17 protein-coding genes and 1 pseudogene are annotated in these 24,161 nt (G+C 75.1%); 10 read left to right on the forward strand and 8 right to left on the reverse strand.

Annotation, left to right across the window (positions count from 1 at the left end; translation table 11 throughout):
* Nucleotides 1-94: 94 nt before the first annotated feature.
* On the reverse strand, nucleotides 95-613 hold the full coding sequence (locus LPU61_RS00955; protein WP_043961967.1) for a hypothetical protein: 519 nt from the start codon (nucleotides 611-613) through the stop codon (nucleotides 95-97).
* A 258-nt stretch (nucleotides 614-871) separates the two neighbouring features.
* On the opposite strand from LPU61_RS00955, the gene cutA reads away from it, so the two are divergent.
* Nucleotides 872-1,192: a divalent-cation tolerance protein CutA gene (cutA, locus tag LPU61_RS00960; RefSeq protein ID WP_043963983.1), complete on the forward strand. Its 321-nt coding sequence runs from the start codon at nucleotides 872-874 to the stop codon at nucleotides 1,190-1,192.
* Here cutA and LPU61_RS00965 read toward each other — a convergent pair.
* Together LPU61_RS00965 and LPU61_RS00970 are read right to left on the reverse strand one after the other, a co-directional pair.
* Nucleotides 1,149-2,366, reverse strand: coding sequence for a helix-turn-helix domain-containing protein (locus LPU61_RS00965; protein ID WP_229403781.1), 1,218 nt, complete (start codon nucleotides 2,364-2,366; stop codon nucleotides 1,149-1,151). The genes cutA and LPU61_RS00965 overlap by 44 nt on opposite strands.
* A 118-nt stretch (nucleotides 2,367-2,484) precedes the next feature.
* A complete protein-coding gene (locus LPU61_RS00970; protein WP_229403782.1) occupies nucleotides 2,485-3,516 on the reverse strand; it encodes a phosphatidylinositol-specific phospholipase C domain-containing protein in 1,032 nt (343 codons plus the stop codon).
* 125 nt (nucleotides 3,517-3,641) lie between these two features.
* On the opposite strand from LPU61_RS00970, the gene LPU61_RS00975 reads away from it, so the two are divergent.
* The 3 genes from LPU61_RS00975 (at nucleotide 3,642) to purE (ending at nucleotide 7,446) form a co-directional block, all read left to right on the forward strand.
* Entirely contained in the window at nucleotides 3,642-5,690 is a 2,049-nt protein-coding gene (locus LPU61_RS00975; RefSeq protein WP_229403783.1) for a thioredoxin domain-containing protein, read from the forward strand.
* A 104-nt stretch (nucleotides 5,691-5,794) separates the two neighbouring features.
* Nucleotides 5,795-6,958, forward strand: a complete 1,164-nt coding sequence (locus LPU61_RS00980) for a 5-(carboxyamino)imidazole ribonucleotide synthase (RefSeq protein ID WP_229403784.1) — start codon at nucleotides 5,795-5,797, stop codon at nucleotides 6,956-6,958.
* Entirely contained in the window at nucleotides 6,955-7,446 is a 492-nt protein-coding gene (gene purE, locus LPU61_RS00985; protein WP_043961971.1) for a 5-(carboxyamino)imidazole ribonucleotide mutase, read from the forward strand. The genes LPU61_RS00980 and purE overlap by 4 nt, the downstream gene beginning before the upstream one ends.
* Before the next feature lie 8 nt (nucleotides 7,447-7,454).
* Here the strand turns inward: purE and LPU61_RS00990 are convergent, their stop codons facing one another.
* On the reverse strand, nucleotides 7,455-12,467 hold the full coding sequence (locus tag LPU61_RS00990; protein WP_229403785.1) for an SCO7613 C-terminal domain-containing membrane protein: 5,013 nt from the start codon (nucleotides 12,465-12,467) through the stop codon (nucleotides 7,455-7,457).
* A gap of 261 nt (nucleotides 12,468-12,728) precedes the next feature.
* Nucleotides 12,729-14,156, reverse strand: a complete 1,428-nt coding sequence (locus tag LPU61_RS00995) for a UDP-glucose/GDP-mannose dehydrogenase family protein (RefSeq protein WP_043961973.1) — start codon at nucleotides 14,154-14,156, stop codon at nucleotides 12,729-12,731.
* A 269-nt stretch (nucleotides 14,157-14,425) separates the two neighbouring features.
* On the opposite strand from LPU61_RS00995, the gene LPU61_RS01000 reads away from it, so the two are divergent.
* Nucleotides 14,426-15,589: an acyl-CoA dehydrogenase family protein gene (locus LPU61_RS01000; protein ID WP_043961974.1), complete on the forward strand. Its 1,164-nt coding sequence runs from the start codon at nucleotides 14,426-14,428 to the stop codon at nucleotides 15,587-15,589.
* 94 nt (nucleotides 15,590-15,683) lie between these two features.
* On the opposite strand, the gene LPU61_RS01005 is transcribed toward LPU61_RS01000, so the two are convergent.
* Complete coding sequence (locus tag LPU61_RS01005) at nucleotides 15,684-16,340, reverse strand: hypothetical protein (RefSeq protein ID WP_077936231.1); 657 nt, start codon at nucleotides 16,338-16,340, stop codon at nucleotides 15,684-15,686.
* 23 nt (nucleotides 16,341-16,363) lie between these two features.
* Here LPU61_RS01005 and LPU61_RS01010 point away from each other — a divergent pair, with 23 nt between their 5' ends.
* Both LPU61_RS01010 and LPU61_RS01015 read left to right on the forward strand, forming a co-directional pair.
* A complete protein-coding gene (locus LPU61_RS01010; RefSeq protein ID WP_043961976.1) occupies nucleotides 16,364-16,900 on the forward strand; it encodes an acyl-CoA thioesterase in 537 nt (178 codons plus the stop codon).
* A 163-nt stretch (nucleotides 16,901-17,063) separates the two neighbouring features.
* On the forward strand, nucleotides 17,064-19,052 hold the full coding sequence (locus LPU61_RS01015; protein WP_229403786.1) for an acetoacetate--CoA ligase: 1,989 nt from the start codon (nucleotides 17,064-17,066) through the stop codon (nucleotides 19,050-19,052).
* A 13-nt stretch (nucleotides 19,053-19,065) separates the two neighbouring features.
* Here LPU61_RS01015 and LPU61_RS01020 read toward each other — a convergent pair whose 3' ends face one another.
* Nucleotides 19,066-19,755 carry a TIGR03089 family protein gene (locus LPU61_RS01020; RefSeq protein WP_043961978.1) on the reverse strand — a complete coding sequence of 230 codons (690 nt, stop codon included), beginning with the start codon at nucleotides 19,753-19,755 and terminating at the stop codon, nucleotides 19,066-19,068.
* 152 nt (nucleotides 19,756-19,907) lie between these two features.
* Between LPU61_RS01020 and LPU61_RS01025 the strand changes: the two genes are divergently transcribed.
* Both LPU61_RS01025 and LPU61_RS01030 read left to right on the forward strand, forming a co-directional pair.
* Nucleotides 19,908-21,053, forward strand: a complete 1,146-nt coding sequence (locus LPU61_RS01025; RefSeq protein ID WP_043961979.1) for a glycosyltransferase family 1 protein — start codon at nucleotides 19,908-19,910, stop codon at nucleotides 21,051-21,053.
* 55 nt (nucleotides 21,054-21,108) lie between these two features.
* On the forward strand, nucleotides 21,109-22,200 hold the full coding sequence (locus tag LPU61_RS01030; protein ID WP_043963986.1) for a mannose-1-phosphate guanylyltransferase: 1,092 nt from the start codon (nucleotides 21,109-21,111) through the stop codon (nucleotides 22,198-22,200).
* A 122-nt stretch (nucleotides 22,201-22,322) separates the two neighbouring features.
* On the opposite strand, the pseudogene LPU61_RS01035 reads toward LPU61_RS01030, so the two are convergent.
* Nucleotides 22,323-22,866: pseudogene (locus LPU61_RS01035) on the reverse strand (NUDIX hydrolase).
* A gap of 105 nt (nucleotides 22,867-22,971) precedes the next feature.
* Here LPU61_RS01035 and LPU61_RS01040 point away from each other — a divergent pair.
* Nucleotides 22,972-24,006: a DUF4185 domain-containing protein gene (locus tag LPU61_RS01040; RefSeq protein WP_229403787.1), complete on the forward strand. Its 1,035-nt coding sequence runs from the start codon at nucleotides 22,972-22,974 to the stop codon at nucleotides 24,004-24,006.
* Nucleotides 24,007-24,161: the final 155 nt, after the last annotated feature.

A 24,161-nucleotide genomic window follows, 5' to 3' on the forward strand; every position in this document is an offset into this window, starting at 1 on the left:
CGAGGCCGCCATGTTCACACCGTGGAGCGGCCGCTGCCGGGGCAGGTGCCTCGGCTGCCCTGCGCCTGGTGGGACGGGCAGGACTTGCCGACGGCTACGCCGACGCGGGCTCCGCAGACGGAGCACTGACTCTGAGGTGCCATGACTGGACTCTTTCGGGGATCAGATAGTCCGGGTGAGGGTCCTGTGCCGGCTCGGCACCCGCTCCGCTGGCGGACGTGCCACGAAGGTAGATCACCGATTTGTCGTGGGCGGTGATCCGGAGAGCTGCGGCAACCGGCACTTCGACGCCGGGCTGACGGCACAGCTCCCAGCCGGCGAACTGCTCTGGCCGTGCGGCGTCGAGAAGCCGGTGGGCGAACACGAGCACCCGTGCCGCGCGCAGCCTCGGCGGCGGCATCTCGTCGGGCGGCGGCACCGCCGCGGCGTCCCGCGGCGGCACGGCGGCCCAGAGCATCCCGGTCGATCCGGACCGGTGGACGACCTTCACGCCCGGCGGGGACTGGCCGCCCGGCTGGTCGTCCCGGCCGTACCGCTCGACGGCGGTGATGTCCGGGTGCTCGGCGGCACGAAAGAGGGCTTCCATGATGTCCAGGGCCTGGGATACCTGCATGGTTGCGCTCTCCTGGTGATCGGGAATCGGGCAGCTCACGGGCCGGGTAAGTCTACCGACGGGCGGTGGAGCCCGGCTCCGGCACGTGGCCGGCGTACCGGACGGCGCGTTGTCGATCATGTGACCTGGGCTCCTTCGGTCGGCCGTGCCTCGCCTTCCTGTTCAGCCTGGGATCGGTGCCCGGACACGCCCAGGAGGTTTGCGTCCGCAGCTTGTCCGCCCCGTCCGCAGACGAATGAGCCCGATATGGTGAGCTTGATGACTGACTATCTCCAGGTGGCCACGGCGACGGACAGCCGCGATAGTGGCGTGCTTCTCGCCGAGGGCGCGGTGGCCGGCCGGCTCGCCGCCGGCGCTCAGGTCGTGGGGCCGGTGACCAGCGTGTTCTGGCACCACGGCGAGCGGGGCATCGGCGAGGAGTGGCAAATCCTGTTCTTCACCACCGCCGCCCGCTACCCGGAGTTGGAGCGGTATCTGCTCGACGAGCATTCGTGGAGCAACCCTCAGGTGACCGCTGTGCCGATCGTGCGTGGCTCTACCGATTACCTGGCGTGGGTGGCACGCTCGGTGGCCGTTTAGCGGCCTCGGCGACGAGAGCGCGGAGTTCGATGACGCAGGGCAGTGCTGCGTGCGGCGACAACCGGTTGAGGACGGCTTCCAGCCGCTGCCCAGGCCGGGGCGAGCCGACGTCGGCCGAGAGCCGGGCCGCCAGGGCGGCGGTTGCGCAGGCCTGCTCGACCTCGTTGGCGTCGAGGTAGGCGTCCGCCAACCAGGACAGGTAGAGGGCCTTGTCTCTGGCGTACGTGTCATCGAAGCGCAGTATCGCCCGCTCAAGGACGGGGACTGCTCGGACTGGCCGGTGCAACACCGCCCAGCAGCGGCCAGTCATGATCTCGCCCTCTGTGGCGTCGACCCAGTACACCCAGTCGGGTTCGGCGCGACCATCGTGCTCGGCGAGACAGGCGGTTCCGAGATCGAGATGGCGGTGGGTGGCCCCATCGTCACCAGTGAGAGCATGGGCCCAGGCGGCACGTAGGTGCAGCAGCGCCCGTACCCGTGGCGTGGCGGTCGTGCCCGCCCTTTCACAGGCTGCGGTGGCGGTGTCGGTGGCCTGGCCGGTGAGGGCGAGCTGCTGATAAGCCAGGAACGCCAGCCCATTGCCCGCAAGTGCCGCGTCGTCCGCGTCATGCGCGGCGGAGAGGCTCAGCCGGTAGAGCCGCTCGGCGTCATCGTGGCGGCCGGCGTCGAAGGCGGACCAGCCAGCGAGTTGGGCCTGCTCGGCAAGGACGGCAAGGAGTTGGCGGCCGGTGTCGTCGCGGTAGGACCCTTCGCGGACAAGGCGCGCGGTCGCATCGACCTCGGCCGCGTACAGGTGGTAGGTGTCGGCACCGCCGAGATGGTTGTCCAGGCGGCGCAGGCGTGCGGTGCGTTCGAGGAGCCGAGCGGGGGTGGCCGCGCCGATGCGTCGACCGTGGGTGAGTAACGAGTGGGGCAGCGCTGCGGCCAGGCCGGCGGCGACGAGTTCGCGGCGGCGCAGGCCTGGGCGGGTGCCGGCCAGCGCGACGAGTTCTCCCATGGCGCGCAGGGCGTCGTCGAGCCGGCGAGCCACCTGCGGGCTGGGTGCCTTCGCACCGGTTTCCAGCTCGTGCAGGTAGGACTTCCCGTGGTACGTGAGCTTTGCCAGGCCGCGCAGCGACAGTCCACGCTCGTGTCGGAGCTGCCGCAGGCGGGCGGCGAACGACTGTTCGGTCATGACCGCTCCAGGTAGAGGGCTGGGTGGTGCCCGTCGCCACTGTCGACAGGCACCACGTCGCACGTTACGCGCAGAGCGATCGAATGGCTGCCCTCGGTAGCGTTGTGGCGCGGATGGGTCAGCCGCGGGGGAGGACGTCGTCGACCACGCTGGGCAGGGCCGCCCAGTCGGCCGAGGCGATGCTCGCGTGGGCCCGCGCCAGTTGCGCCACCCGGGCCGCCGCCGCCCCGGGATCGGTGTTCCCCACCGCCGGGGGGACGTTCTGCGCGTCGGTCATCACCAGCAGGTAGTGGTTGGTGTCGTACCAGGCGGTGTCGATGCCGCCGGTGACGTACGCCGACGCGTCGCCGTCGAAGACCACGAACCAGGGGCGCAGGGCGGTGTCGGCGTACCGGGTGCGGGGGTCGCCGGCCTGGGCGCGGTGCACGGCCGGGAACGCCTGCGCCGAGCCGAGGGTGCCGGCGGCGGCGAGCGCGGCGAGGTGCTGGGCGTACTCGATGTCGGTCCACAGCTTGTCGGTGGGGTTGCTCTCCTCGACGGTGCCGGGGATGAGGTGCACGACGACCCGGCCGGCGAGCTGCTGCCGGGTGGGCCAGTTGTCGGCGCGGGCGGCGGCGTCCAGGCTCGCGTGCCCGCCCAGGAGGTCGGCGGGGCGGAACACGGCTGACCCGAGCCGGGCGGCGAGCAGCGCGTCGAGCTGCGCCGGCCCCTGCCCGGTGCGGGCGCTGAAGCCGGTCTTCAGCTCCAGCTTGAGGTGCAGCGGGCCGGCGTCGGGGTGGGCGGCGAGCCAGAGCCGGATGTCGTCGAGGCAGTGTTCGAGGTTCTTGTTGCGGGTGCCGGTGTAGAGCTGGGTGGCGCTGGTGGCGGCGACGCAGTTGTTGTTGTTGCCGAGCGGGTTGGAGTGGCTGACCCGCCACTGGTTGGCGACGATGTCGGGCCAGACGTCCAGCTCGATCATCCCGGGCCGGGCGTCGAGGGCCTGGGCCAGGTAGTCGTACGTCCCCTTGTCGTACGCGTTGTGCGTGCCGACGGCGGTGGTCGCCGAGACCCGGGCACCGGGGTCGACGGCGGCCTCGGCGGGGCCGGCGGCGACGAGCGCCGCGAGCACCGCGATCGACGTGAGCGCGGGCAGGGAACGGGATCGGCGCATGCGTGCCTCCTCGGCGGGCCGGCGACCGTCGCCGGGCATGCACCGATATAAATACATGAACGTGAATGGGGGAAGACCTGCGGGCGGCCGGCGCGGTACCGCCGCCCGGTGGATATGGTCGACGGGTGAACCGACTCGCGAGCGCCACCAGCCCGTACCTCCTCCAGCACGCCGACAACCCGGTGGACTGGTGGCCGTGGTGCGACGAGGCGTTCGCCGAGGCGAAGCGGCGCGACGTGCCGGTGCTCGTCTCCGTCGGCTACGCGGCCTGCCACTGGTGCCACGTGATGGCGCACGAGTCGTTCGAGGACGAGGCCGTCGGCAAGCTGCTCAACGACGGCTTCGTGGCGATCAAGGTGGACCGCGAGGAGCGCCCCGACGTCGACGCCGTCTACATGACCGCCACCCAGGCGATGACCGGGCAGGGCGGCTGGCCGATGACGGTCTTCGCCACCCCGGACGGCACCCCCTTCTTCTGCGGCACCTACTTCCCGAAGCCCAACTTCGTCCGGCTGCTGGAGTCGGTCGGCACCGCCTGGCGGGAGCAGCGCGAGGCCGTGCTGCAACAGGGCTCCGCCGTGGTCGAGGCGATCGGCGGGGCGCAGGCCGTCGGCGGCCCGACCGCCCCGCTCACCGCCGACCTGCTCGACGCCGCCGTCGCCCAGCTCGCCCGGGAGTACGACCGGGAGAACGGCGGCTTCGGCGGGGCCCCGAAGTTCCCGCCGCACCTGAACCTGCTCTTCCTGCTGCGTCACCACCAGCGCACCGGCTCCGCCGAGAGCCTGGAGATCGCCCGGCACACCGCCGAGGCCATGGCCCGGGGCGGCATCCACGACCAGCTGGCCGGCGGCTTCGCCCGCTACTCCGTGGACGGGCACTGGACGGTGCCGCACTTCGAGAAGATGCTCTACGACAACGCGCTGCTGCTGCGCGTCTACACCCACCTGTGGCGGCTCACGGGCGACCCGCTCGCCCGGCGCGTCGCCCGCGACACCGCCCGGTTCCTCGCCGACGAGCTGCACCGGCCCGGCGAGGGCTTCGCGTCCGCGCTGGACGCCGACACCGAGGGCGTCGAGGGGCTCACGTACGCCTGGACCCCGGCCCAGCTCGTCGAGGTCCTCGGCGAGGATGACGGCCACTGGGCCGCAGACCTCTTCGCGGTCACCGAATCCGGCACCTTCGAACACGGCACGAGCGTGTTGCGGCTGGCCCGGGACGTCGACGACGCCGACCCGGCGATCCGGGGCCGCTGGCGCGACGTCGTCGGGCGGCTCCTCGCGGCCCGCGACACCCGCCCCCAGCCGGCCCGCGACGACAAGGTGGTGGCCGCCTGGAACGGGCTGGCGATCACCGCGCTCGCCGAGTTCGTCCGCCTCGTCGAGACCCTCGGCACCGGCACCGGCGCGGGCGGCGACGAGGCCGACGCCAACCTGCTGGAGGGCGTCACGATCGTCGCCGACGGCGCGCTGCGGGACGCCGCCGAACACCTGGCCCGCGTGCACCTCGTCGACGGCCGGCTGCGCCGGGTCTCCCGCGACGGCGTGGTCGGCGAGCCGGCCGGGGTGCTGGAGGACTACGGCTGCGTGGCCGAGGCGTTCTGCGCCATGCACCAGCTCACCGGCGAGGGGCGCTGGCTGGAGCTGGCCGGCAACCTGCTGGACACCGCCCTGGCCCGGTTCGCCGCCCCCGGCGGCGGGTTCTACGACACCGCCGACGACGCCGAGCAACTCGTGGCCCGGCCGGCCGACCCGACCGACAACGCCACCCCGTCCGGCCGGTCCGCGCTCGCCGCCGCCCTGGTCACGTACGCGGCCCTGAGCGGGGAGGCCCGCTACCGGGAGGCCGCCGAGGCGGCCCTCGCCACCGTCGCGCCGATCGTCGCCCGGCACGCCCGGTTCACCGGGTACGCGGCGGCGGCCGGCGAGGCGCTGCTGTCCGGCCCGTTCGAGATCGCCGTGGTGACCGACGACCCGGCGGGCGACCCGCTCGTCGCCGCCGCGTACCGGCACGCCCCGCCGGGCGCGGTGCTGGTCGCGGGCCGCCCCGACCAGCCGGGCGTGCCGCTGCTCGCCGACCGGCCGATGCGCGACGGGCGGCCCACCGCGTACGTCTGCCGGGGGTTCGTCTGCCAACGCCCGGTCACGACCGTCGACGACCTCCTCGCCCAGCTGTAAGGAAGGGCCCCCTGTTAACGCATTCGGTATAGCGGGGTACCCCGCTCACACCCCTCGCCCCGATCCTCGCCGGTGGCGGAGCCGCCGCTAGGCTGGCCCGCGAGATGGATACCCGAACCGGTCTGCCAGTTGTCGGCATGGTGGGGGGCGGCCAGCTGGCCCGGATGACCCACCAGGCCGCGATCGCCCTCGGTCAGTCGCTGCGCGTGCTCGCGCAGGCCCCGGACGACGGGGCGGCCCTCGTCGCCGCCGACGTCCAGTACGGCGACCACACCGACCTCGCCGCCCTGCGCACCTTCGCGAAGGGCTGCGACGTGGTCACCTTCGACCACGAGCACGTGCCGACGGAGCACATCCGTGCCCTCGCCGCCGAGGGCGTGAAGCTCTTTCCGCCCGCCGACGCCCTGCTGCACGCCCAGGACAAGCAGGTCATGCGGGAGCGGCTCGGCGAGCTGGGCGCGCCCAACCCGGCGTGGCGGCCCGTCGCCGAGCCGGCCGACCTGGTCGCCTTCGGCGACGCGCAGGGCTGGCCGGTGGTGCTGAAGGCGGCCCGGGGTGGCTACGACGGCCGGGGCGTCTGGCTGGTCGACGACGCCGCGCAGGCCGCCGAGCTGGCGACCACCCTGCTCGCCGGCGGCACCTGGCTGATCGTCGAGGAGCGGGTCGCGCTGCGCCGGGAGTTGGCCGTGCAGGTGGCCCGCTCGCCGTTCGGGCAGGTCGCCGCGTACCCGGTGGTGGAGACCGTGCAGGTGGGCGGCATCTGCGTCGAGGTGCTCGCCCCCGCGCCGGGCCTGCCCGAGGAGCTGGCCGTGGCCGCCCAGCAGCTCGCCATCGACCTGGCCACCGCGCTCGGCGTGGTCGGCCTGCTCGCCGTGGAGTTGTTCGAGACCCCGGCCGGGCTGGTGGTCAACGAGCTGGCCATGCGTCCACACAACTCGGGCCACTGGACGATCGAGGGGGCCCGCACGTCGCAGTTCGAGCAGCACCTGCGGGCCGTGCTCGACTACCCGATGGGCGACACCTCGCTCGCCGCCCCCGTCGTGGTGATGGCGAACGTGCTCGGCGGGCAGCCGGGCGGCATCTCCATCGACGAGCGGCTGCACCACCTCTTCGCCGCCGAGCCGGGCGCGAAGGTCCACCTGTACGGCAAGCAGGTGCGACCCGGCCGCAAGATCGGGCACGTCACGGTGCTCGGCGACGACCTGGCGGACGTGCGGGCGCGGGCCGCCCGGGCCGCCCACTGGCTGACGGAAGGGACGCCGGCATGACCACCGTCGGTTTGATCATGGGCAGCGACTCGGACTGGCCGACCATGAGGGCCGCCGGGGAGGCCCTCGCCGAGTTCGGGGTCGGCTACGAGGTGGGCGTCGTCTCCGCCCACCGCACCCCGGGCAAGATGATCGAGTACGGTCGCACCGCCGCCGACCGGGGCCTCAAGGTGATCATCGCCGGGGCGGGCGGGGCCGCCCACCTGCCCGGCATGGTCGCCTCGGTCACCCCGCTGCCGGTGATCGGCGTGCCGGTGCCGCTCAAGCACCTCGACGGGATGGACTCGCTGCTGTCCATCGTGCAGATGCCGGCCGGCGTGCCGGTGGCCACCGTGTCGATCGGCAACGCCCGCAACGCCGGGCTGCTCGCCGTCCGCATCCTCGCCGCCGCCGACGAGGAGCTGCGGGCGCGCATGGTGGCCTACCAGGCGAGCCTGGAGCAGCTCGTCGCCGACAAGGAAGCCGCCCTCCACGCCACCCTGACCTGACCTGATCGTCATTTCATGCCGCGCAGGGCCGTCTGGAGGCGGTCCTGCGCGCGGCGGCGGCGCTCGTTGCTCGCCCCGAGCACCAGCAGCACCAGCCCCACCGGGATCAGCACCAGCCAGGGGCCCAGGCTGAACAGCGCGTGCACCGCCGCGATCGCGGTGACCGTCGCGCCGACGATCACCGGGGCCTGCTGCTGGCTGGTGGTGCCGAAGATCAGCACCGCCACCGCGCCGAGCAGCAGCAGCACCTGCCGCAGCATGCTGGAGTCGGTGGCCAGCACGATCGCCAGGGTCGGCACGAACGCGGCCACCAGCGCCGGGCCGTACGCCACCCAGCTCGACAGGTCCGGCCGCTGCCGCAGCTCCAGCACCCCCACCAGCAGGGCCAGCGCCGCGAACGGCAGGGTGTAGGCCTCCGGCAGGGCCACGTCGGCGACCCGCATCAGGATCCACCAGGCGACGATCTCGCAGAAGACCACCGCCCAGAACAGGATCCGTCGCTCCACCGGCTGCCGCCCTGGCCGGGCCGCCGCCACTCCGAGCACGGCGCCCCAGGCGGCCAGCAGCGCGGCGATGTGCCGGGGCGAGTCGAAGGCCAGCGCCAGGGCGATCAGCGCGGCGGCGAACCCGCTCCACTCCACCGTGGCCGCCTCGCGCCGGGCCTCCGGCCGGCGCAGCCGGGGCAGGGTCGCGGCGAACACCTGCAGGGCCGCCCCGACGGCCAGCACCCCGAACGCGGACCAGACCGCGGCCAGGCCCGCCACCAGGCCGACGACCAGCACGAACAACTGCGCCGTCAGCGAGGCGAACAGCCAGCCGAGGATGCGGGCCCGCTGCGTGGTGCCGTACAGGGCGGCGACGACGCCCACGCCGACCGCCCCGCCCAGCGTGAACAGGGTCAACTCCCGGGTGGCCAGGCTGCCCAGCAGCCCGGCCCCGCCCCCGGCCAGGCCGATCACGAAGACCAGCACCCGGGCGGTACGCAGCGACCGCGCCCGCTCCGCGATCGGCGGGGGCGGGCTGAGCGCCAGCCCCAGCATCGAGATCGTGAACACCGACAGGGCGGCCAGCACGCTCACCGGCCAGCCGTGACCCAGGGCGGTCGGCGTGATCAGCAGGGTCACCGCCGCCCCGGGCAGCACCACCGGCACCGCCCGGGACCGTCGCCCGCCGCTGAGCCCGACGGCGGCCAGCGCCGCGGTCAGCGTGAGCAGCAGCGCGGTCAGCACGTGCGTCGGGTCGACCGCGTCGGCGGGCGGGGCGAGCAGTTCCGGCGGCGGCCCCTGCCACACCCGCTTCAGCGCCCGGTACGGCTCGACCAGCGCCACCTCCAGCGCGGGCGCGAGCGAGAACACGGCCAGCGCGACGGGCAGCGCCGCGGCGGCCAGCGCCCCCGCCGCCGGGCTGACCCGCCAGCGCACCGCCATCGGTTCGTCGTCGGGGGCCCGGCGCAGCGCACCGTCGAGCAGCACCGTCCAGCGCCGGACCCGTTGCGCCGAGCCGGCCGGCGGCACGGTCGACGCGCGGACCAGCTCGGCGAGCACCCCGAGCAGCGCGGCGGCCGCCGCGTACACGCCGGAGGGCAGCCCGGCCACGATGGCGGCGGCGGCACTGACGGTCGCGCCGCCGACGACGGCCGCGCTGGCGTACGGAAGATACTGCGGAACCTGCCGGCGGACCGCGGCGACCGCGGCCAGGCCCAGGCTCGACGCGGCCAACGCGGCCGTCAGCACCACCTCGGGCGACCGGCCGAAGTCGGCGGCCAGGGCGGCCACCGCGCCGGGGAGCGCGAGCAGCGCGGCCCCGGCCGCGATCCCGCCGATCTGCACCAGGTGCGGCGGCATCCCGTCCGCTTCCACGTCGTCCACCAGCGGGGCGGCGAACACCCGGGACAGGGCCGCCACGACCACGCCGACGAGCACGATCCCGCCCAGCGCCAGCGCGGTCGTCCACGGCCGGACCAGCCCGGCGCCGGCCGCGTGTAGGGCGACCGCCCCGGCCACGGTCGCCCGGGACAGCCCGGCGCGCGGATCGAGCGACGCGGCGGCGGCCGTCCCGAAGGCGGTGGCGACCGCCAGTCCGACCACCACCGGGGACCACCAGGGCAGGTCGAAGGCGGCCGGGAGGCTGATGGTGGCGAGGACGGCGGCGAGGACGGCGGCGGCACCCGAGACGTCGTGCCTCCACGGATGCGGCAGCAGCACCCCGGCGGCGACGCCGAGCAGGGCCAGGGCGACCGGCGCCTGCCAGGTGGACCCGCCGGTCGGCGCGGCCGGCCAGCCGGACAGGTCGCCCGCCCAGATCGGGCCGGGGGTGGCCAGCACGCCCCAGCCGCCGCGCAGCGCGCTCCAGCCCGCGAGCAGCCCGATCAGGGCGCCGCCGACGGCCAGGCCGAGGATCGGCCCGCGCCGCCACTCCTCCGGCATCGCCCGTGCCACCGCCGCGACCGCCGCCACCAGCGCGGCGGCCACCACGAGCTGCCCGCCCGGGGTGAGCACCGCCGCGACCCGGACCAGCGTCGCGACCAGCGCCGCGGTGACCGCCGCCGTGGCCAGGTCGGAGCCGTCGAGCGTCAGGTCGGCACGCCGCCCCGCGTCGATCGACGGGGCGAGGAAGACCAGCAGTCCGGCCACGAACAGCAGCGCGCCCACCCAGGCGTCGGCGGCGGTGGCCCCCGGCGCGGTGAACGCGGCGGCCGTCACCACCAGCGCCCCGAGCCCGGTGCCCAACGCCAGCGGCATGGGGATGCGCCGCTCGGAGACCTGCACGAGGGCCGCGTAGCCGAGGGTGACGCAGACCGCGAGGAAGCTCGCCGCCAGCACCGGCACGGTGACCACGCGCAGGCTCGCCGGGGTCGGCGTCGGGTCGGTCGGCACGGTCGCGGCGACGAACGCCGCCACCGCCCCCGGCAGCGCGAACGCCGCCCCGCCCGCGGCCCAGTTGGCGACGGTGTCCGCGGCGGCTGCGGCGGTCATCCGGACCCGGGGCACCACCGCGACCAGCGCGCCGCCCACGAAGAGGGCGAGCAGCACGGCGGCGGTCAGCGCCGGCCGGGCCAGCCCGGCGCCCGCGCCGAGCAGGCCGACGACGGTGGCGGCGACCGCGTGCACGGTGGCGGACCGGGTCGTCGTGGCGGTGAGCCCGACCGCGCCGATGCCGACCGCGGCGACCACCATCGGCCACGGCGCCGCCGCCCAGCCCAGGCCGAACGACGCGGGGACGGCCAGCGCGGTCAGCGCCGCCCCGGCCACCGCGAACTCGCGGCGGATCTGCGGGGGCAGCGCCAGCACGGCGGCGACGGTGAGCAGGAAGGCGCTGGCGGCGAGCTGCCAGGCCGCCGGGCCGACGGAGGCGGCCAGCTCGGCGGAGTAGCGGTCGAGGTCGGCCGCCCAGGCCGGGGCGGCCGCGAGGGCCGGGGCCAGCCCGGCGCGCAGCGCGCCGACGGCCACCACCAGGCCGCTGACCGTGAGCGCCGCCGCCGAGGCGAGCTGCGGGCCGCGCCGGGCGGCCTCCGGCAGGGCCCGCACCGCCAGGCCGGTGACCGTGATGACGGCGGCGACGAGCAGCAGGGCCCGCCCGGGGAAGGCCACCGCCGCGACCCGGCCCAGCGCGCCGACCACCGCGAGGGTGAGCACGCCGGCGGCCACGTCCGGCAGGGGCGGCCGGCGCAGCACCAGCGCGCCGCCCAACCCCACCAGGGCGGCCAGCAGCAGCACCGCGCCCGCCCCGGCCGCCGTCGGCACCGAGGCGGCGCGCAGCAGCGCGGTCACCGCGTACGCCAGGGCCAGCACCACCGCGACGCCGTGCAGCAGCCAGGTCAGCTCGCGCAGGGCCGGCACCGGGCGGGTGGGCGGCTCGCCGGCCGGCACCCCGCCGGAGGCGTCGAGCACCTCGCCGGCCTCCTCCGGGTCGCCCTCCGGCCGCCGCTCCCCGCCGGGCCGGCCGCCCCGGGTGGGCCGGTCCTGCACGGCGTCCTCGGCGGACGGGTCGGCTCCGGCGGGCCGGTCGTCCTCGCTGGGCCGCCGGGGCGGCGGGGCGGGCGGGGCCATCCGGCCGCCCGGCAGGTCCTGACGCACCGGCCGCTCCACCGTCACCGGGGACCGGGCCAGCCAGAGGTCGACCACGGCGACCACGGTCAGCACCAGGGCCCAGCCGGCCGGCCCGGACACCCGGTCGTACGCCAGCAGCGGCAGCACCGGCTGCGCGGCCAGCACCGTGGCGAAGCGGGGCGCGCGCAGCCCCGTGAAGAGGGCGTAGCCGAACCCGACGGCAGCGGTGACCAGGAAGATCACCCCGGCGAAGACGGCACCGGACGCGCCCCCGCCGCCGATGAGGTCCACCGCCCACAGCGCGTACCCGGCGAGGGGCACCAGCAGCAGGCCGACGGCGGAGATCGTCTCGGCGGTCGAGGTGAGCCCCCGCCGGGCCAGCACCGGCGGGGCGAGCAGCAGCAGCACCGTGGCGACGAGCAGGACGCCCAGCCGGGACAGGGCGTCCATCGAGCTGGTGGCCACCACGGCGAAGACCACCGCGGCCACGGCGAGCAGCAGCGCGCCCAGCCCGAGGGGGATGTTCTGCACCTCGCGGGACGACGCCTCCGGCGGATTCTCGGGGTCGTCGGCGTCCAGCCAGCGGGCGGTCGACGGCGGCGGGGGCGGCGGGTCCTTCGGCGGGGGCGCGGCGGCGCCCTGGCGGGGCACCCGGGGCGGGGCTCCCGTCGTCGCGGTCGGCGGGCGGCGGCCGGGGCGGCGGCGCAGCACCCGCCGGGGGCGGGCGGCCTGCTTGAGGCGTTCCTCGCCGGCGTGCGTCAGGATGTCCCGCTGGAAGAGGGCGGCCTGCATCTTCGCGGCGATCTGCCGCTGCTCGGCGGCGATGGCGGCCTCGCGGGCCTTCATCTCCGCGATCGAGCGCTCGACCTCCGCGAGGTGCCCGGCCCACTGGGGCTGGTGCGCGCCGCAGTGCGGGCACTGCGCGGCCGGCTTGATCTCCCGACTGCACGAGGAGCACTGAAAGGTCTGCACGACACCCCTCCACCCGGCCGGCCCGCACTGTGGACTACCACTGTCGCAGCATGCCCTGAGCCGGCGCGGATTTCGACACCTGTCGGCGGTTCGGCGGTGACGAATGGGTGACCGGGGAGCCCGCCGGGGTCGACCGGGGCCGCCGCCGGGTTGACCGGAGCGGCCGACCGGGGGATCGGAGCGACGGGCCCGGGGCCCCGACGTGCGACGGCCGGCCCCGGACGAGGTCCGGGGCCGGCCGTCACCGGTGTCGGTCGGGGGTCAGGGGCGGCCCATGCCCCGGTACTCCCAGCCGGCCTGGCTCCACAGTGTCGCGTCGAGGCAGTTGCGGCCGTCGACCACGCGGCGGCCGGCGACCAGCTCGCCGAGGGCCACCGGGTCGGCGTTGCGGAAGTCGGCCCACTCGGTGAGCACGCAGACCAGGTCCGCCCCGGTCACCGCGTCGGCCATCGTGGACTCGTACGTCAGCTCGGGGGCCACCCGGCGGGCGTTCTCCGCGCCCTGCGGGTCGAACACGTGCACGTCCGCCCCGGCCTTGCCGAGCAGCCCGGCGACGGCGAGCGCCGGTGCGTCGCGTACGTCGTCGGTGTTGGGTTTGAACGTGGCGCCGAGCACGGCGATCCGGGTGCCGGACAGGTCCGGGCCGGCGGGCCCGGCGCGGCGGCCGAGCAGCTCGGCGGCCAGCGCGATCACCCGGGTCCGGCGGCGCAGGTTGATCAGGTCGACCTCGTGCAGGAAGCGCAGCGCCTCGCCGGCCCCCAGCTCCTGGGCGCGGGCCTGGAACGCGCGGATGTCCTTGGGCAGGCAGGCGCCGCCGAACCCGAGGCCGGCCTGGAGGAAGCGGTTGCCGATGCGGGGGTCGTACCCGATGGCCTTGGCGAGCTGGGTGACGTCGCCGCCGGCGACCTCGCACACCTCGGCCATCGCGTTGATGAAGGAGATCTTGGTGGCCAGGAAGGCGTTCGCGGCGACCTTGACCAGCTCGGCGGTGGCGAAGTCGGTGACCACCAGCGGGACCTCCCGGTCCTCGGTGGCGGCCAGGTCGAAGACACCCTTGTGGGCGGCGTAGAGCATGCCGTTGGCCCAGTCGCTCTTGACGCCGACCACGATCCGGTTGGGGCGCAGCACGTCGTCGACGGCGAAGCCCTCCTGGAGGAACTCGGGGCTCCACGCCACCTCGACGCCGAGGTCGGCCGGGGTGTGCTTGCCGACGAGCTGCTCCACCCACTCGGCGGTGCCCACCGGCACGGTGGACTTGCCGACGATCAGCGCCTTGCGCGTCAGGTGCTGGGCGAGGCCGGTGACGGACGCCTCGACGTACGACAGGTCGGCGCCCATCCCGTCGGCCCGCTGCGGGGTGCCCACGCAGATGAAGTGCACGTCGCCGAAGTCGGCCGTCTCGGCGATGTCGGTGCTGAACCGCAGCCGGCCGGCGGCCAGGTTGCGCCGCAGCAGCTCGTCGAGGCCGGGCTCGTGGATCGGCACCTCGCCCGCGTTCAGCTTGGCGATCTTGTCGGCGTCGACGTCGAAGCCGAGCACCTCGTAGCCCAGCTCGGCGTAACAGATGGCGTACGTCGCACCGAGGTACCCGGTGCCGAGGAAGGTGACCCGGGGCCGGGCCGCGCCCGACGGCGGCGTGACCGCGGCGATGGCCGGCATCGGTTGGGTGTTCGGGTACGGGATCGTCACGCCTGTCTTCTCCGCTCGCGCTGGCGGCGCTTCCTCGCGTCGCATTCGGCTGCGGCGCCTGGCCGGCACCGAAGGGGAATTGTGTCGTTTTCTGCTCGCCGTGCCGCGTCGACCTCCGCGCGCCGTGTCGCGTCGACGCCTCGGTCAGGCCCGAGCCTACGCGGCGGTAAGGATCAACCGAGCGCTGGTCGCTATCCTTCAGTCTGCGCGGTCGGCGGTTCCGAGACGCTACAGACTGGGCATGATAGCCGTGAAGGGGAGGGGCCGACATGGCCGCAGAGCAGTCGTTCGACGTCTACCGGTTGCCCGAGGAACACGAGGCGGTCCGCGAGGCGGTGCGTGAGGTCTGTGCGGCGAAGGTGGCGCCGCACGCCGCCGAGGCGGACGAGACGGGCGAGTTCCCGAAGGCGTCCTACGACGCGCTGCGCTCGGCCGACTTCCACGCCCCGCACATCCCCGTCGAGTACGGCGGCGCCGGTGCGGACGCCCTGGCCACGGCCATCGTGATCGAGGAGGTCGCCCGGGCCTGCGCCTCGTCCTCGCTGATCCCGGCGGTCAACAAGCTGGGCACCATGCCGCTGATCCTGGCCGGCTCCGACGAGCTCAAGCGCGCCTACCTGACCCCGGTGGCGGCCGGGGAGGCGATGTTCTCCTACTGCCTGTCCGAGCCGGAGGCCGGCAGCGACGCCGCGTCGATGACCACCAGGGCGGTCCGCGACGGCGACCACTGGGTGCTCAACGGCGTGAAGCGGTGGATCACCAACGCCGGAGTGTCGGATTTCTACACCGTCTTCGCCGTGACGGATCCCACAGCCCGATCGAAGGGCATTTCGGCGTTCGTGGTCGAGAAGTCCGACCAGGGCGTCAGCTTCGGCGCCCCCGAGAAGAAGCTCGGCATCAAGGGCTCGCCGACCCGCGAGGTCTACCTCGACAACGTCCGCATCCCCGCCGACCGCATGATCGGCGCGGAGGGCACCGGCTTCGCCACCGCCATGAAGACCCTGGACCACACCCGGGTCACCATCGCCGCGCAGGCCGTCGGCATCGCGCAGGGCGCGCTCGACTACGCCAAGGGGTACGTGCAGGAGCGCAAGCAGTTCGGCAGGGCGGTCGCCGAGTTCCAGGGCGTCCAGTTCATGCTCGCCGACATGGGCATGAAGCTGGAGGCGGCCCGCCAGTTGACGTACGCCGCCGCCGGCAGGTCCGAGCGGGGCGACGCCGACCTGACCTACTTCGGCGCGGCGGCCAAGTGCTTCGCCTCCGACGCCGCCATGGAGATCACCACCGACGCCGTGCAACTTCTCGGTGGGTACGGCTACACCCGCGACTACCCGGTCGAGCGGATGATGCGGGACGCCAAGATCACCCAGATCTACGAGGGCACCAACCAGGTCCAGCGCATCGTGATGGCCCGCCAGCTGCTGCGCGGCTGACCCGTCGGCGGCGGCACGGGCCGCCCGGTTCGCCGGGCACGGGTGCGGTGGCCGGGGAGGCCCCGTCCGCGCCCCGTGCCCGACGGCGGTCTCGTCAGCGCAGCTCGGTGGTGGTGTCCTCCGGGCGGCGCGGCGGGGCCGACCAGGGGGACTCCCCGGCCGTGCGGCGGGGCAACGGCTCCGGCGGCGGCTGGTCCGGGTAGCCCAGGGTGAGCGGCGCGGTGTCCCGCTCCGCCGCGCTGCCGCCCGACGGCCAGTCGGTGAGCGTGAACGTGTTGGTCGCGGCGTCCTCCGGCCGCTGCGCCGGCACGGGACCGGCCGCCGGCCGGGGCCAGCGCCGCCACCGCTGCCGGCTGAACGTGGCCATCAGCAGCAGCGCGCCGACCAGGAAGAGCGTGCCGTTCTGCACGGGCAGGAACAGCGGCAGCGGGTCGCCCAGCGCCTTCCAGCCCTCGGGGACGCGGTCGCGCACCTCGAACGGCGCGACGAACATCCCGACGTACGGGGCGATCAGCAGCAGCCCGGCGACCAGCGGGCCGAGCGGCGAGACACGCAGGGTGCCGAGCAGGCCGAGCAGGACGCCGGCGACGGCCAGGTAGACGCCCGGCTCGATCAGGTTGGCCGTGTTGAACGTGCCGATCTCCACCCACCGGGTGATCGTGCGGGTCGACCCGTCCTGCCCGAGCGCGAGCAGCACCCAGGTGACGGGCGCCACCACCAGCCCGGCGAGGAAGCTCCAGAGATGTCGCATTGGCGCACCGTACCGTTTCCGGCATGACAGATCACCTCTCCACCGCGCCGCATCCCGCTGCGTCCCCGCAGGGCAAACCCACGTCGTACTCCCGCGTCACGCTCAGTCGCATCATGACCGCGGTCGATGTCAATCTGTACGGGACCGTGCACGGAGGGGTGTTGATGAAGTTCGTCGACGACGTGGCGGGCGCGGCGGCGGCCCGGCACAGCGGCGGCACGGCGGTGACGGCCGCGATCGACGAGATCGTGTTCTCCGAGGCCGTCCGGGTGGGCGACCTGGTGCACGCGCACGCCCAGGTGAACTGGACCGGGCAGACCTCGATGGAGGTGGGCGTGCGGGTGGTCGCCGAGCGCTGGGACTCGGCCGAGGACGAGCCGGTCCCGGTCGCCACGGCGTACCTGGTCTTCGTGGGGGTGGACGTGGGCGGCCTGCCCCGCCCGGTCCGGCCGGTGCTGCCGGAGACCCCGGAGGACGAGCGCCGCTACCGGGAGGCGGAGATCCGGCGCGCCCACCGCCTGGCCCGCCGCCGCGCCATCCAGGCCCACCGCGAGGGCTGATCCGCCCCTCCTGGCGCCGCCCACACAGCGCGGGCGGCGGGGGTGTGGGGCGGGCACGCCCCGGTGGTGGGTACCGGGGCGGACAATGGCGCTGCGACATAGGGCAAGATGGCATCACGGCCCATGTAACGGGGCGGTTCGGGGCCTGGAGGAGGGTGGAGCTGTGGGTGACGTGCTGTGGACACCGCCGGCGGACGTGCGCGAGCGGTCCCGGATCGGTGCCTACCTGCGTTGGCTGGCGGAGCACCGGGGGCTGGAGTTCGCCGACTACGCCGCGCTGTGGGAGTGGTCGGTCACCGACCTCGACGGGTTCTGGCGGTCCGTCTGGGACCACTTCGGCGTCGTCGCGCACACCGAGCCGACGGCCACCCTGGCCGACCCGGCGATGCCGGGCGCCCGCTGGTTCCCCGGGGCCACGCTCAACTACGCCGAGAACGTGCTGCGCATGCCGGGTCTCGGCGACGACGACCCGGTGGTGATCGCGCACGGGCAGACCCGCGCGCCGCAGACCCTGACGGCCGCCGGGCTGCGCGAGCAGGTCCGCCGGGTGGCGGCCGGGCTGCGTCGCCTCGGCGTCGGCCCCGGCGACCGGGTCGCCGCGTACGCGCCCAACATCCCCGAGACGTACGTGCTGCTGCTGGCCACCGCCAGCCTCGGCGCGATCTTCTCGTCCTGCGCGCCGGAGTTCGGCACCCGCAGCGTCACCGACCGGTGGCGGCAGATCGAGCCGAAGGTCCTCGTCGCCGTCGACGGCTACCGGTACGGCGACAAGCCCGTCGACCGGCGCGGCGAGGTGGCCGCCATCCGGGCCGCCCTGCCGTCGCTTCGGCACACCGTCGCCGTCGCGTACCTCGACCCGGACGGCCCGGCCCCCGACGGCGCGCTGCCGTGGGCGGAGCTGGCCGCGCCGACCGACGAGCCGTTGACCTTCGCCGGCGTGCCGTTCGACCACCCGCTGTACGTGCTCTACTCCTCCGGCACCACCGGGCTGCCCAAGCCGATCGTGCACGGCCACGGCGGGATCCTGCTGGAGCACCTGAAGATGCTCGCCCTGCACCACGACCTGGGCCCGGGCGACCGATTCTTCTGGTTCACCACCACCGGCTGGATGATGTGGAACTTCCTGGTCTCCGCGCCGGCCGTCGGCGCGGCGATCGTGCTGTTCGACGGCAACCCGGGTCACCCCGACCTGGGCGGGCTGTGGCGGCTGGCCGCCGAGACCGGCACCACCTACTTCGGCACCTCCGCGCCGTTCCTGCTGGCCTGCCGCAAGGCCGGCCTGGTGCCGCGCGAGGTCGCCGACCTGTCCGCGCTGCGCGGCGTCGGCTCGACCGGCGCGCCGCTGCCCGCCGAGGGCTTCACCTGGGTCTACGAGGCGGTCGGCACCGACCTCCAGCTCCAGTCGCTCTCCGGCGGCACGGACGTGTGCACCGGCTTCGTCGGCGGGGTGCCGCTGCTGCCCGTGCACGCCGGGGAGATCACCTGCCGGGCGCTCGGCGCGCGGGTGGAGGCGCGCTCGGCCGACGGCACGCCGGTCCTCGGCGAGCTGGGCGAGCTGGTGATCACCGCACCGATGCCGAGCATGCCGGTCGGCTTCTGGAACGACACCGACGGGTCCCGCTACCGGGAGGCGTACTTCGAGCTCTACCCGGGCGTGTGGCGGCACGGCGACTGGATCACGATCAACGAGCGGGGCGGCTGCGTGATCACCGGCCGGTCCGACGCCACCCTCAACCGGGGCGGCGTGCGGCTCGGCACCGCCGAGTTCTACTCCGTCGTCGAGGGCCTCGACGAGGTCGTCGACTCGGTGGTGGTGCACCTGGAGGACGACGAGGGCGGCGCGGGGGAGCTGCTGCTGTTCGTGGTGCTCGCCGACGGGCTCGAACTCGACGACGCGCTGCGGAAGAAGATCTGCCGCGAGCTGCGCACCGCCCTGTCGCCCCGGCACGTCCCCGACGAGATCCACCAGGTCCGGGCCGTCCCGCGCACCCTGAGCGCGAAGAAGCTGGAGGTGCCGGTGAAGAAGATCCTCACCGGCACGCCGGTGGACGACGCGGCGGCCAAGGGCGCCCTGGCCAACCCGGAGTCGCTGACGGCGTTCGCCGCGTTCGCCCAGCGCCGGCCCGCCCCGGAGGCGCCGGCCCGCTCCTGACGTCGGGTGCCCGTCAGGTCAGGGTGCGGGTGACCCGTTCCGTCTCGGCGCGGGCGGGCAGCCGGGCCGGGTCCGCGTTGGCGCACAGCACCGTCGACGCGCCGGCCACCAGCGGGGCGAGCAGCCAGTCGACCGGGTCCGGGTGGGCGGTCACGTCCAGCAGGACCCGGTCGCCCCGGGCCAGCCCCAGCTCCGCCGCCCGGGCCGCCGCCCGGCTCAGCAGCTCCGCGTCGGCCGGCCCACCGGCGGCGTACGGGGTGAAGTGGTCGCCGTGCGCGCGCACGGCGACCACGTAGTCGGCGAAGCCGGCGGGCACCTCGCGCAGCGGCAGGGCGAACGGGGCGAGCGCCAGCGCGTACCGTTCGGCGGCCGGCCAGGCGTCGGCCTCACCGACCCGGTCGGCGGCGGCGAAGAGCACCTCCACCGGGCCCGGCGCGTCGGCCACCACCAGCCCGGCCGACCAGCAGCCCAGCAGCACGGCGGCGGTCTGCCAGTGCGGCGGGAGCAGCGCCCCGGCCGACTCGCCCGGGCCGGCGGCCACCTCGTCGGTCAGCAGGTTGGCGGTCTTGGCCACCCAGTTCGCCAGCGTCGCGCCGGACAGTTCGGTGCGCTCGCCGGTGGCGTCGTCATACCAGGTCAGCAGGGGTTGCGCGGGGTCGGGTGCGATCGCTGCGGCGAACACCCGGGCAATGTTGTCGGCCATCGGCGCGAACGATACGCCGCCGGAGTCCGTATCCCACGACAGTGACAAGTCGGCGAACGGTCGGGTCGCAGTCAGCGACCGGGCCGGGCTCCGGCGTAGGCTTGCCCGGAGTGTTGTTCCCCACAGATTTCGCCACCGCAAGGAGTCGCCCCGTGACCGCCGGTCGTCCGCCCCGCGTACTCATCGACGCCACGAGTGTCCCCGCCGACCGGGGCGGCGTCGGTCGATACGTCGACGGCCTGCTCGGCGCCCTCGGGAAGGTGTGCGGCCAAGGGGTCGACCTGGCCGTGGTCGGCCTGCGCACCGACCTGGAGCGCTACTCCCGGATGCTGCCCGGCGCGGAGATCGTCGCCGCCCCCGCCGCCGTGGCCCACCGCCCGGCCCGGCTCGCCTGGGAGCAGACCGGTCTGCCGCTGCTGGCCCAGCAGGTCGGCGCGCAGGTGCTGCACTCGCCCTTCTACACCTGCCCGTTGCGGGCGGGTTGTCCGGTCACGGTGACCGTGCACGACGCGACCTTCTTCACCGAGCCGGAGCACTACGACAAGTCCCGCCGCACGTTCTTCCGCAGCGCGATCAAGACGTCGCTGCGCCGGGCCGCCCGGGTGATCGTGCCCAGCAAGGCCACCCGCGACGAGCTGATCCGGCTGCTCGACGCCGACCCGACCCGCATCGACGTGGCCTACCACGGGGTCGACCACGCCGCCTTCCACGCGCCCGGCGAGGAGGAGAAGGCCCGGGTCCGGGCCCGGCTGGGGCTCGGCGACAGCAGCTACGTCGCGTTCCTCGGCGCGAAGGAGCCGCGCAAGAACGTCCCGAACCTGATCCGGGGCTGGGCGCGCGCGGTCGCCGACCGGCAGGATCCGCCCGCCCTGGTGGTCGCCGGCGGTCAGGGGCACGACGACGACATCGACCGGGCCGTCGCCGAGGTGCCGTCGCACCTGCGCCTGCTGCGCCCGGGCTACCTGCGCTACGCCGACCTGCCCGGCTTCCTCGGCGGCGCGCTGGTCGCCGCCTACCCGTCGTACGGCGAGGGGTTCGGCCTGCCGATCCTGGAGGCGATGGCCTGCGCCGCCCCGGTGCTGACCACGCCGCGGCTGTCGCTGCCGGAGGTCGGCGGCGACGCGGTGGCGTACACGAGCGAGGCCCCGGAGCAGATCGCCGCCGACCTGGCCGCCCTGCTCGACGACGAGCAGCGCCGGCTGTCGCTGGCCAAGGCCGGCTTCGACCGGGCGAAGGAGTTCACCTGGGAGTCCAGCGCCGAGGTGCACATCGCGGCGTGGACGCGGGCCCGCGCCTGACGCCGCGCGGCGTGACGATGCGCCCGTAGCGTGCGGGTTCGGGCATGATGTGCTGATGCTCTACGCCGTCATCCCGGCGGGCGGCAGCGGCACAAGGTTGTGGCCGTTGTCCCGTGCGGGCCATCCCAAGTTCCTCCACCCGCTCACCGGCACCCCCGCGTCCCTGCTCCAGGCCACGGTGGACCGGCTGGCGCCGCTGACCACGCCGGAGCGCACCCTGGTGGTCACCGGAGCCGCGCACGTCGCGGCGGTGGCGCGGCAACTGGCCGGCCTGCCCGAGGAGAACATCCTCGTCGAGCCCTCGCCCCGCGACTCCTGCGCGGCCATCGCCCTCGCCGCGGCGGTGATCGCGCAGCGCGAGCCGGGCGCGGTGATGGGCTCCTTCGCCGCAGACCACCTGATCCGCGACGCCGACGTCTGGCGGGCCACGGTCGCCGAGGCGGTGACCGGCGCGGAGCAGGGGCTGCTGATGACGGTGGGCATCACCCCGACGCGCGCCGAGACCGGCTACGGCTACCTGCACACCGGCGACCCGACCGCCGACGGTCCACTGCGGCCGGTGCTGGAGTTCAAGGAGAAGCCGGCCGCCGAGGTCGCGGAGGCGTACCTCCGCTCCGGGCACCACCTCTGGAACGCCAGCATGTTCGTCTGGCGGGTCGACGTGTTCCTGGCGGAGCTGGCCCGCCAGCAGCCGGCGCTGCACGCCGGGATCACCGCGATCGCCGCCGCGTGGGGCACCCCCGAGCAGGACGACGTCCTCGGCACGGTCTGGCCGACCCTGCCGAAGATCTCCGTCGACTACGCGGTGATGGAGGGCGCGGCGACCGCCGGGCGGGTGGCCACCGTCCCCGGCGACTTCGGCTGGAACGACGTCGGCGACTTCCACACCCTCGGCGACGTCCTGCCCGCCGACGCGGCCGGCAACGTGGTCCTGGGCACCGACGCCAAGCCGGGCGTGCTGCTGCGCGACGCCAGCGGGCTGGTCGTGGTGCCGCACTCCGGCCGGCTGGTGGCCGCCCTCGGCGTGCACGACCTGATCGTGGTCGACACCCCCGACGCCGTGCTGGTCTGCCCCCGCGACCGCGCCCAGGACGTGAAGGCCCTGGTCGACGAGCTGAAAGACCGGGGCGAGGAGAACCTGGTCTGACCCCGCGCCGGGCGGGCGGCTGCCCCGGCGGCCAGGCCGCCCGCTGTCCGGCCGCCCCGCCGCCCGCTGTCCGACCGCCCGGCCGCCGCTTGGGGGTCCGCTGCCGGCCGGCGCGGGCCGGGTCAGCCGCGGCGGCGGCGCAGGGCGGCCAGGGCCGGGGCGACGAGCTGGGCGGTCCCGCCGGCCAGCGGCTCCGGCAGCCGGTCCGGCGGGAACCAGCCGAGCGCCTCGGACTCGTCGCTGACCTGCTCCGTCGCGCCCGTCGGCGCGAAGACCGCGAACCGGACGTCGTAGTGCAGCGACCCACCCTGACAGGCGACCTTGTGGACGTCCACGTCGATCGGGACCGGGTCGACGACCAGGCCGGCGATGCCCGACTCCTCGCCCGCCTCGCGCAGCGCCGCGCCGGCCAGGGTCCGGTCGCCGGGCTCGCAGTGCCCGCCGAGCTGCACCCACTTGCGGAACTTGCCGTGCAGGCAGAGCAGCACCCGCCCGCCGGTCGGGTCGAGGACCAGCGCGCTGGCGGTGACGTGGCCCGCCCGGTGCTCCCGGGCCAGGGCCGCCGGCCCGGCGGCCAGCAACTCCAGGGTGCGGTCCCGGGCCGCGCCGGGCCGCCGCCCCGGTCGGCGTCCACCCTTCGAGTACGCGCGTCGCGTCGCCGTGCAGCGCCGCGTAGCTGGGGACATGGGCGTCAAGCGGGGATGCCGGCTCGACGGGATGCGTTGGCTGCGGGCCCTTCCTTGCGTCTGGCACGGGTGCCACCCTATGCGGGTGACCTTGCGACTTGTCGAGTTCGTCGTCGCCGGCAACGAGGCCAGCGATCTGCTTCCGGTGCGCTCGCCGGCCGTGCTCGCCGCCCACCGCGCCCGGCGCGGCTTCTGGACCGTCCTCGACGAGGGCCCGGTCGAGCAGTGCCTCGCCCTGCTGCTCGAACACGACGACGGCGAGTGGTCCGCCCACCACGTCGACGCCGACGCCGGCACCGAGAACGGCCGCACCGAGGACGGCGAGGCGCTGGCCCACCACGACGGCTGGGTGTACGTCTTCGGCTCCCACTTCGGCTCGAAGGCCGGCCCGCTGCGCCCCCGCCGCGCGTTCGTGGCCCGGTTCCGCGAGGACGACGCCATCGGCGGCCGGCTGCCGGTGCGGGTGGTGCGAAACCGGTTCCGGCTGCACCGGGCGGTCAACGACGCGCTGGCCGCCGCCGAGCTGACCACGCTGCCGCCGGGACGGCGGGTGCGGGAACGGTTCATCGCCGAGACGGTGGCCCGGGGTACCGCCCGGGCGAAGGGCTGGGTGAGCCGGCTCGCCGAGGGAGACCTGCCGCTCAACGTCGAGGCGGCGGCGTTCACCCCGCACGGGACGGTGCTGCTCGGCCTGCGCTTCCCGGTGACCACCGACGGGGAGCCGATCCTGGTCGAGGTGGCCGGGGTGCCGGAGATGTTCGACGGCGGGGACTGGCCCCGGGCCCTCGGCGCGTACGCCCTGAGCGGCGTCACCCCGCCGGGCGCGCTCACCGGCTTCCGCGCGCTCGTGCCGCTGTCCGACGGCGGCTACGCGGCGATCGTCGGCTCGATCGACGCGCTGGGCAAGGGCTCGGTGCTGCTCGACGACCACCCGCACGGCGGCGACGTCACCTCGCGGCACGTCCGGTTCCGGCTGGAGAAGGCGGCCGGGCACCTCGTGCCGGGCGAACTGGTGGCGGACCTGGCGCCGTTCCACCACGTGGAGGGGCTGGCCGAGGCCGACGGCCGCTGCTGGTACGTCACGGACGAGGACCACCGGGTCGCGCTCTGGATCGGCTGACTGGGCGCGCGGAACCGGGCGGGCGAGCCTCGGCCCGGCCGGGTTGGCGGACGGGGACACCTCTGCGGAGCAAGGGCCGCAGACCCTCGTGGTGCCGCCCGTCCGCCGGATCCTCCCCGGCCCCGGTGGCCGGGCCGGCGTCGATGACGGACGGC

Source organism: Micromonospora sp. NBRC 110038, assembly GCF_020884815.1.
Taxonomy (GTDB): domain Bacteria; phylum Actinomycetota; class Actinomycetes; order Mycobacteriales; family Micromonosporaceae; genus Micromonospora; species Micromonospora haikouensis.

Bases quoted from the DNA above. Each gene is read 5' to 3' on its own strand.
- LPU61_RS00955 (WP_043961967.1), bottom strand. From the start codon at position 613: ATGCAGGTATCCCAGGCCCTGGACATCATGGAAGCCCTCTTTCGTGCC.
- cutA (WP_043963983.1), top strand. From the start codon at position 872: ATGACTGACTATCTCCAGGTGGCCACGGCGACGGACAGCCGCGATAGT.
- LPU61_RS00965 (WP_229403781.1), bottom strand. From the start codon at position 2,366: ATGACCGAACAGTCGTTCGCCGCCCGCCTGCGGCAGCTCCGACACGAG.
- LPU61_RS00970 (WP_229403782.1), bottom strand. From the start codon at position 3,516: ATGCGCCGATCCCGTTCCCTGCCCGCGCTCACGTCGATCGCGGTGCTC.
- LPU61_RS00980 (WP_229403784.1), top strand. From the start codon at position 5,795: ATGGATACCCGAACCGGTCTGCCAGTTGTCGGCATGGTGGGGGGCGGC.
- purE (WP_043961971.1), top strand. From the start codon at position 6,955: ATGACCACCGTCGGTTTGATCATGGGCAGCGACTCGGACTGGCCGACC.
- LPU61_RS01000 (WP_043961974.1), top strand. From the start codon at position 14,426: ATGGCCGCAGAGCAGTCGTTCGACGTCTACCGGTTGCCCGAGGAACAC.
- LPU61_RS01005 (WP_077936231.1), bottom strand. From the start codon at position 16,340: ATGCGACATCTCTGGAGCTTCCTCGCCGGGCTGGTGGTGGCGCCCGTC.
- LPU61_RS01010 (WP_043961976.1), top strand. From the start codon at position 16,364: ATGACAGATCACCTCTCCACCGCGCCGCATCCCGCTGCGTCCCCGCAG.
- LPU61_RS01020 (WP_043961978.1), bottom strand. From the start codon at position 19,755: ATGGCCGACAACATTGCCCGGGTGTTCGCCGCAGCGATCGCACCCGAC.
- LPU61_RS01030 (WP_043963986.1), top strand. From the start codon at position 21,109: ATGCTCTACGCCGTCATCCCGGCGGGCGGCAGCGGCACAAGGTTGTGG.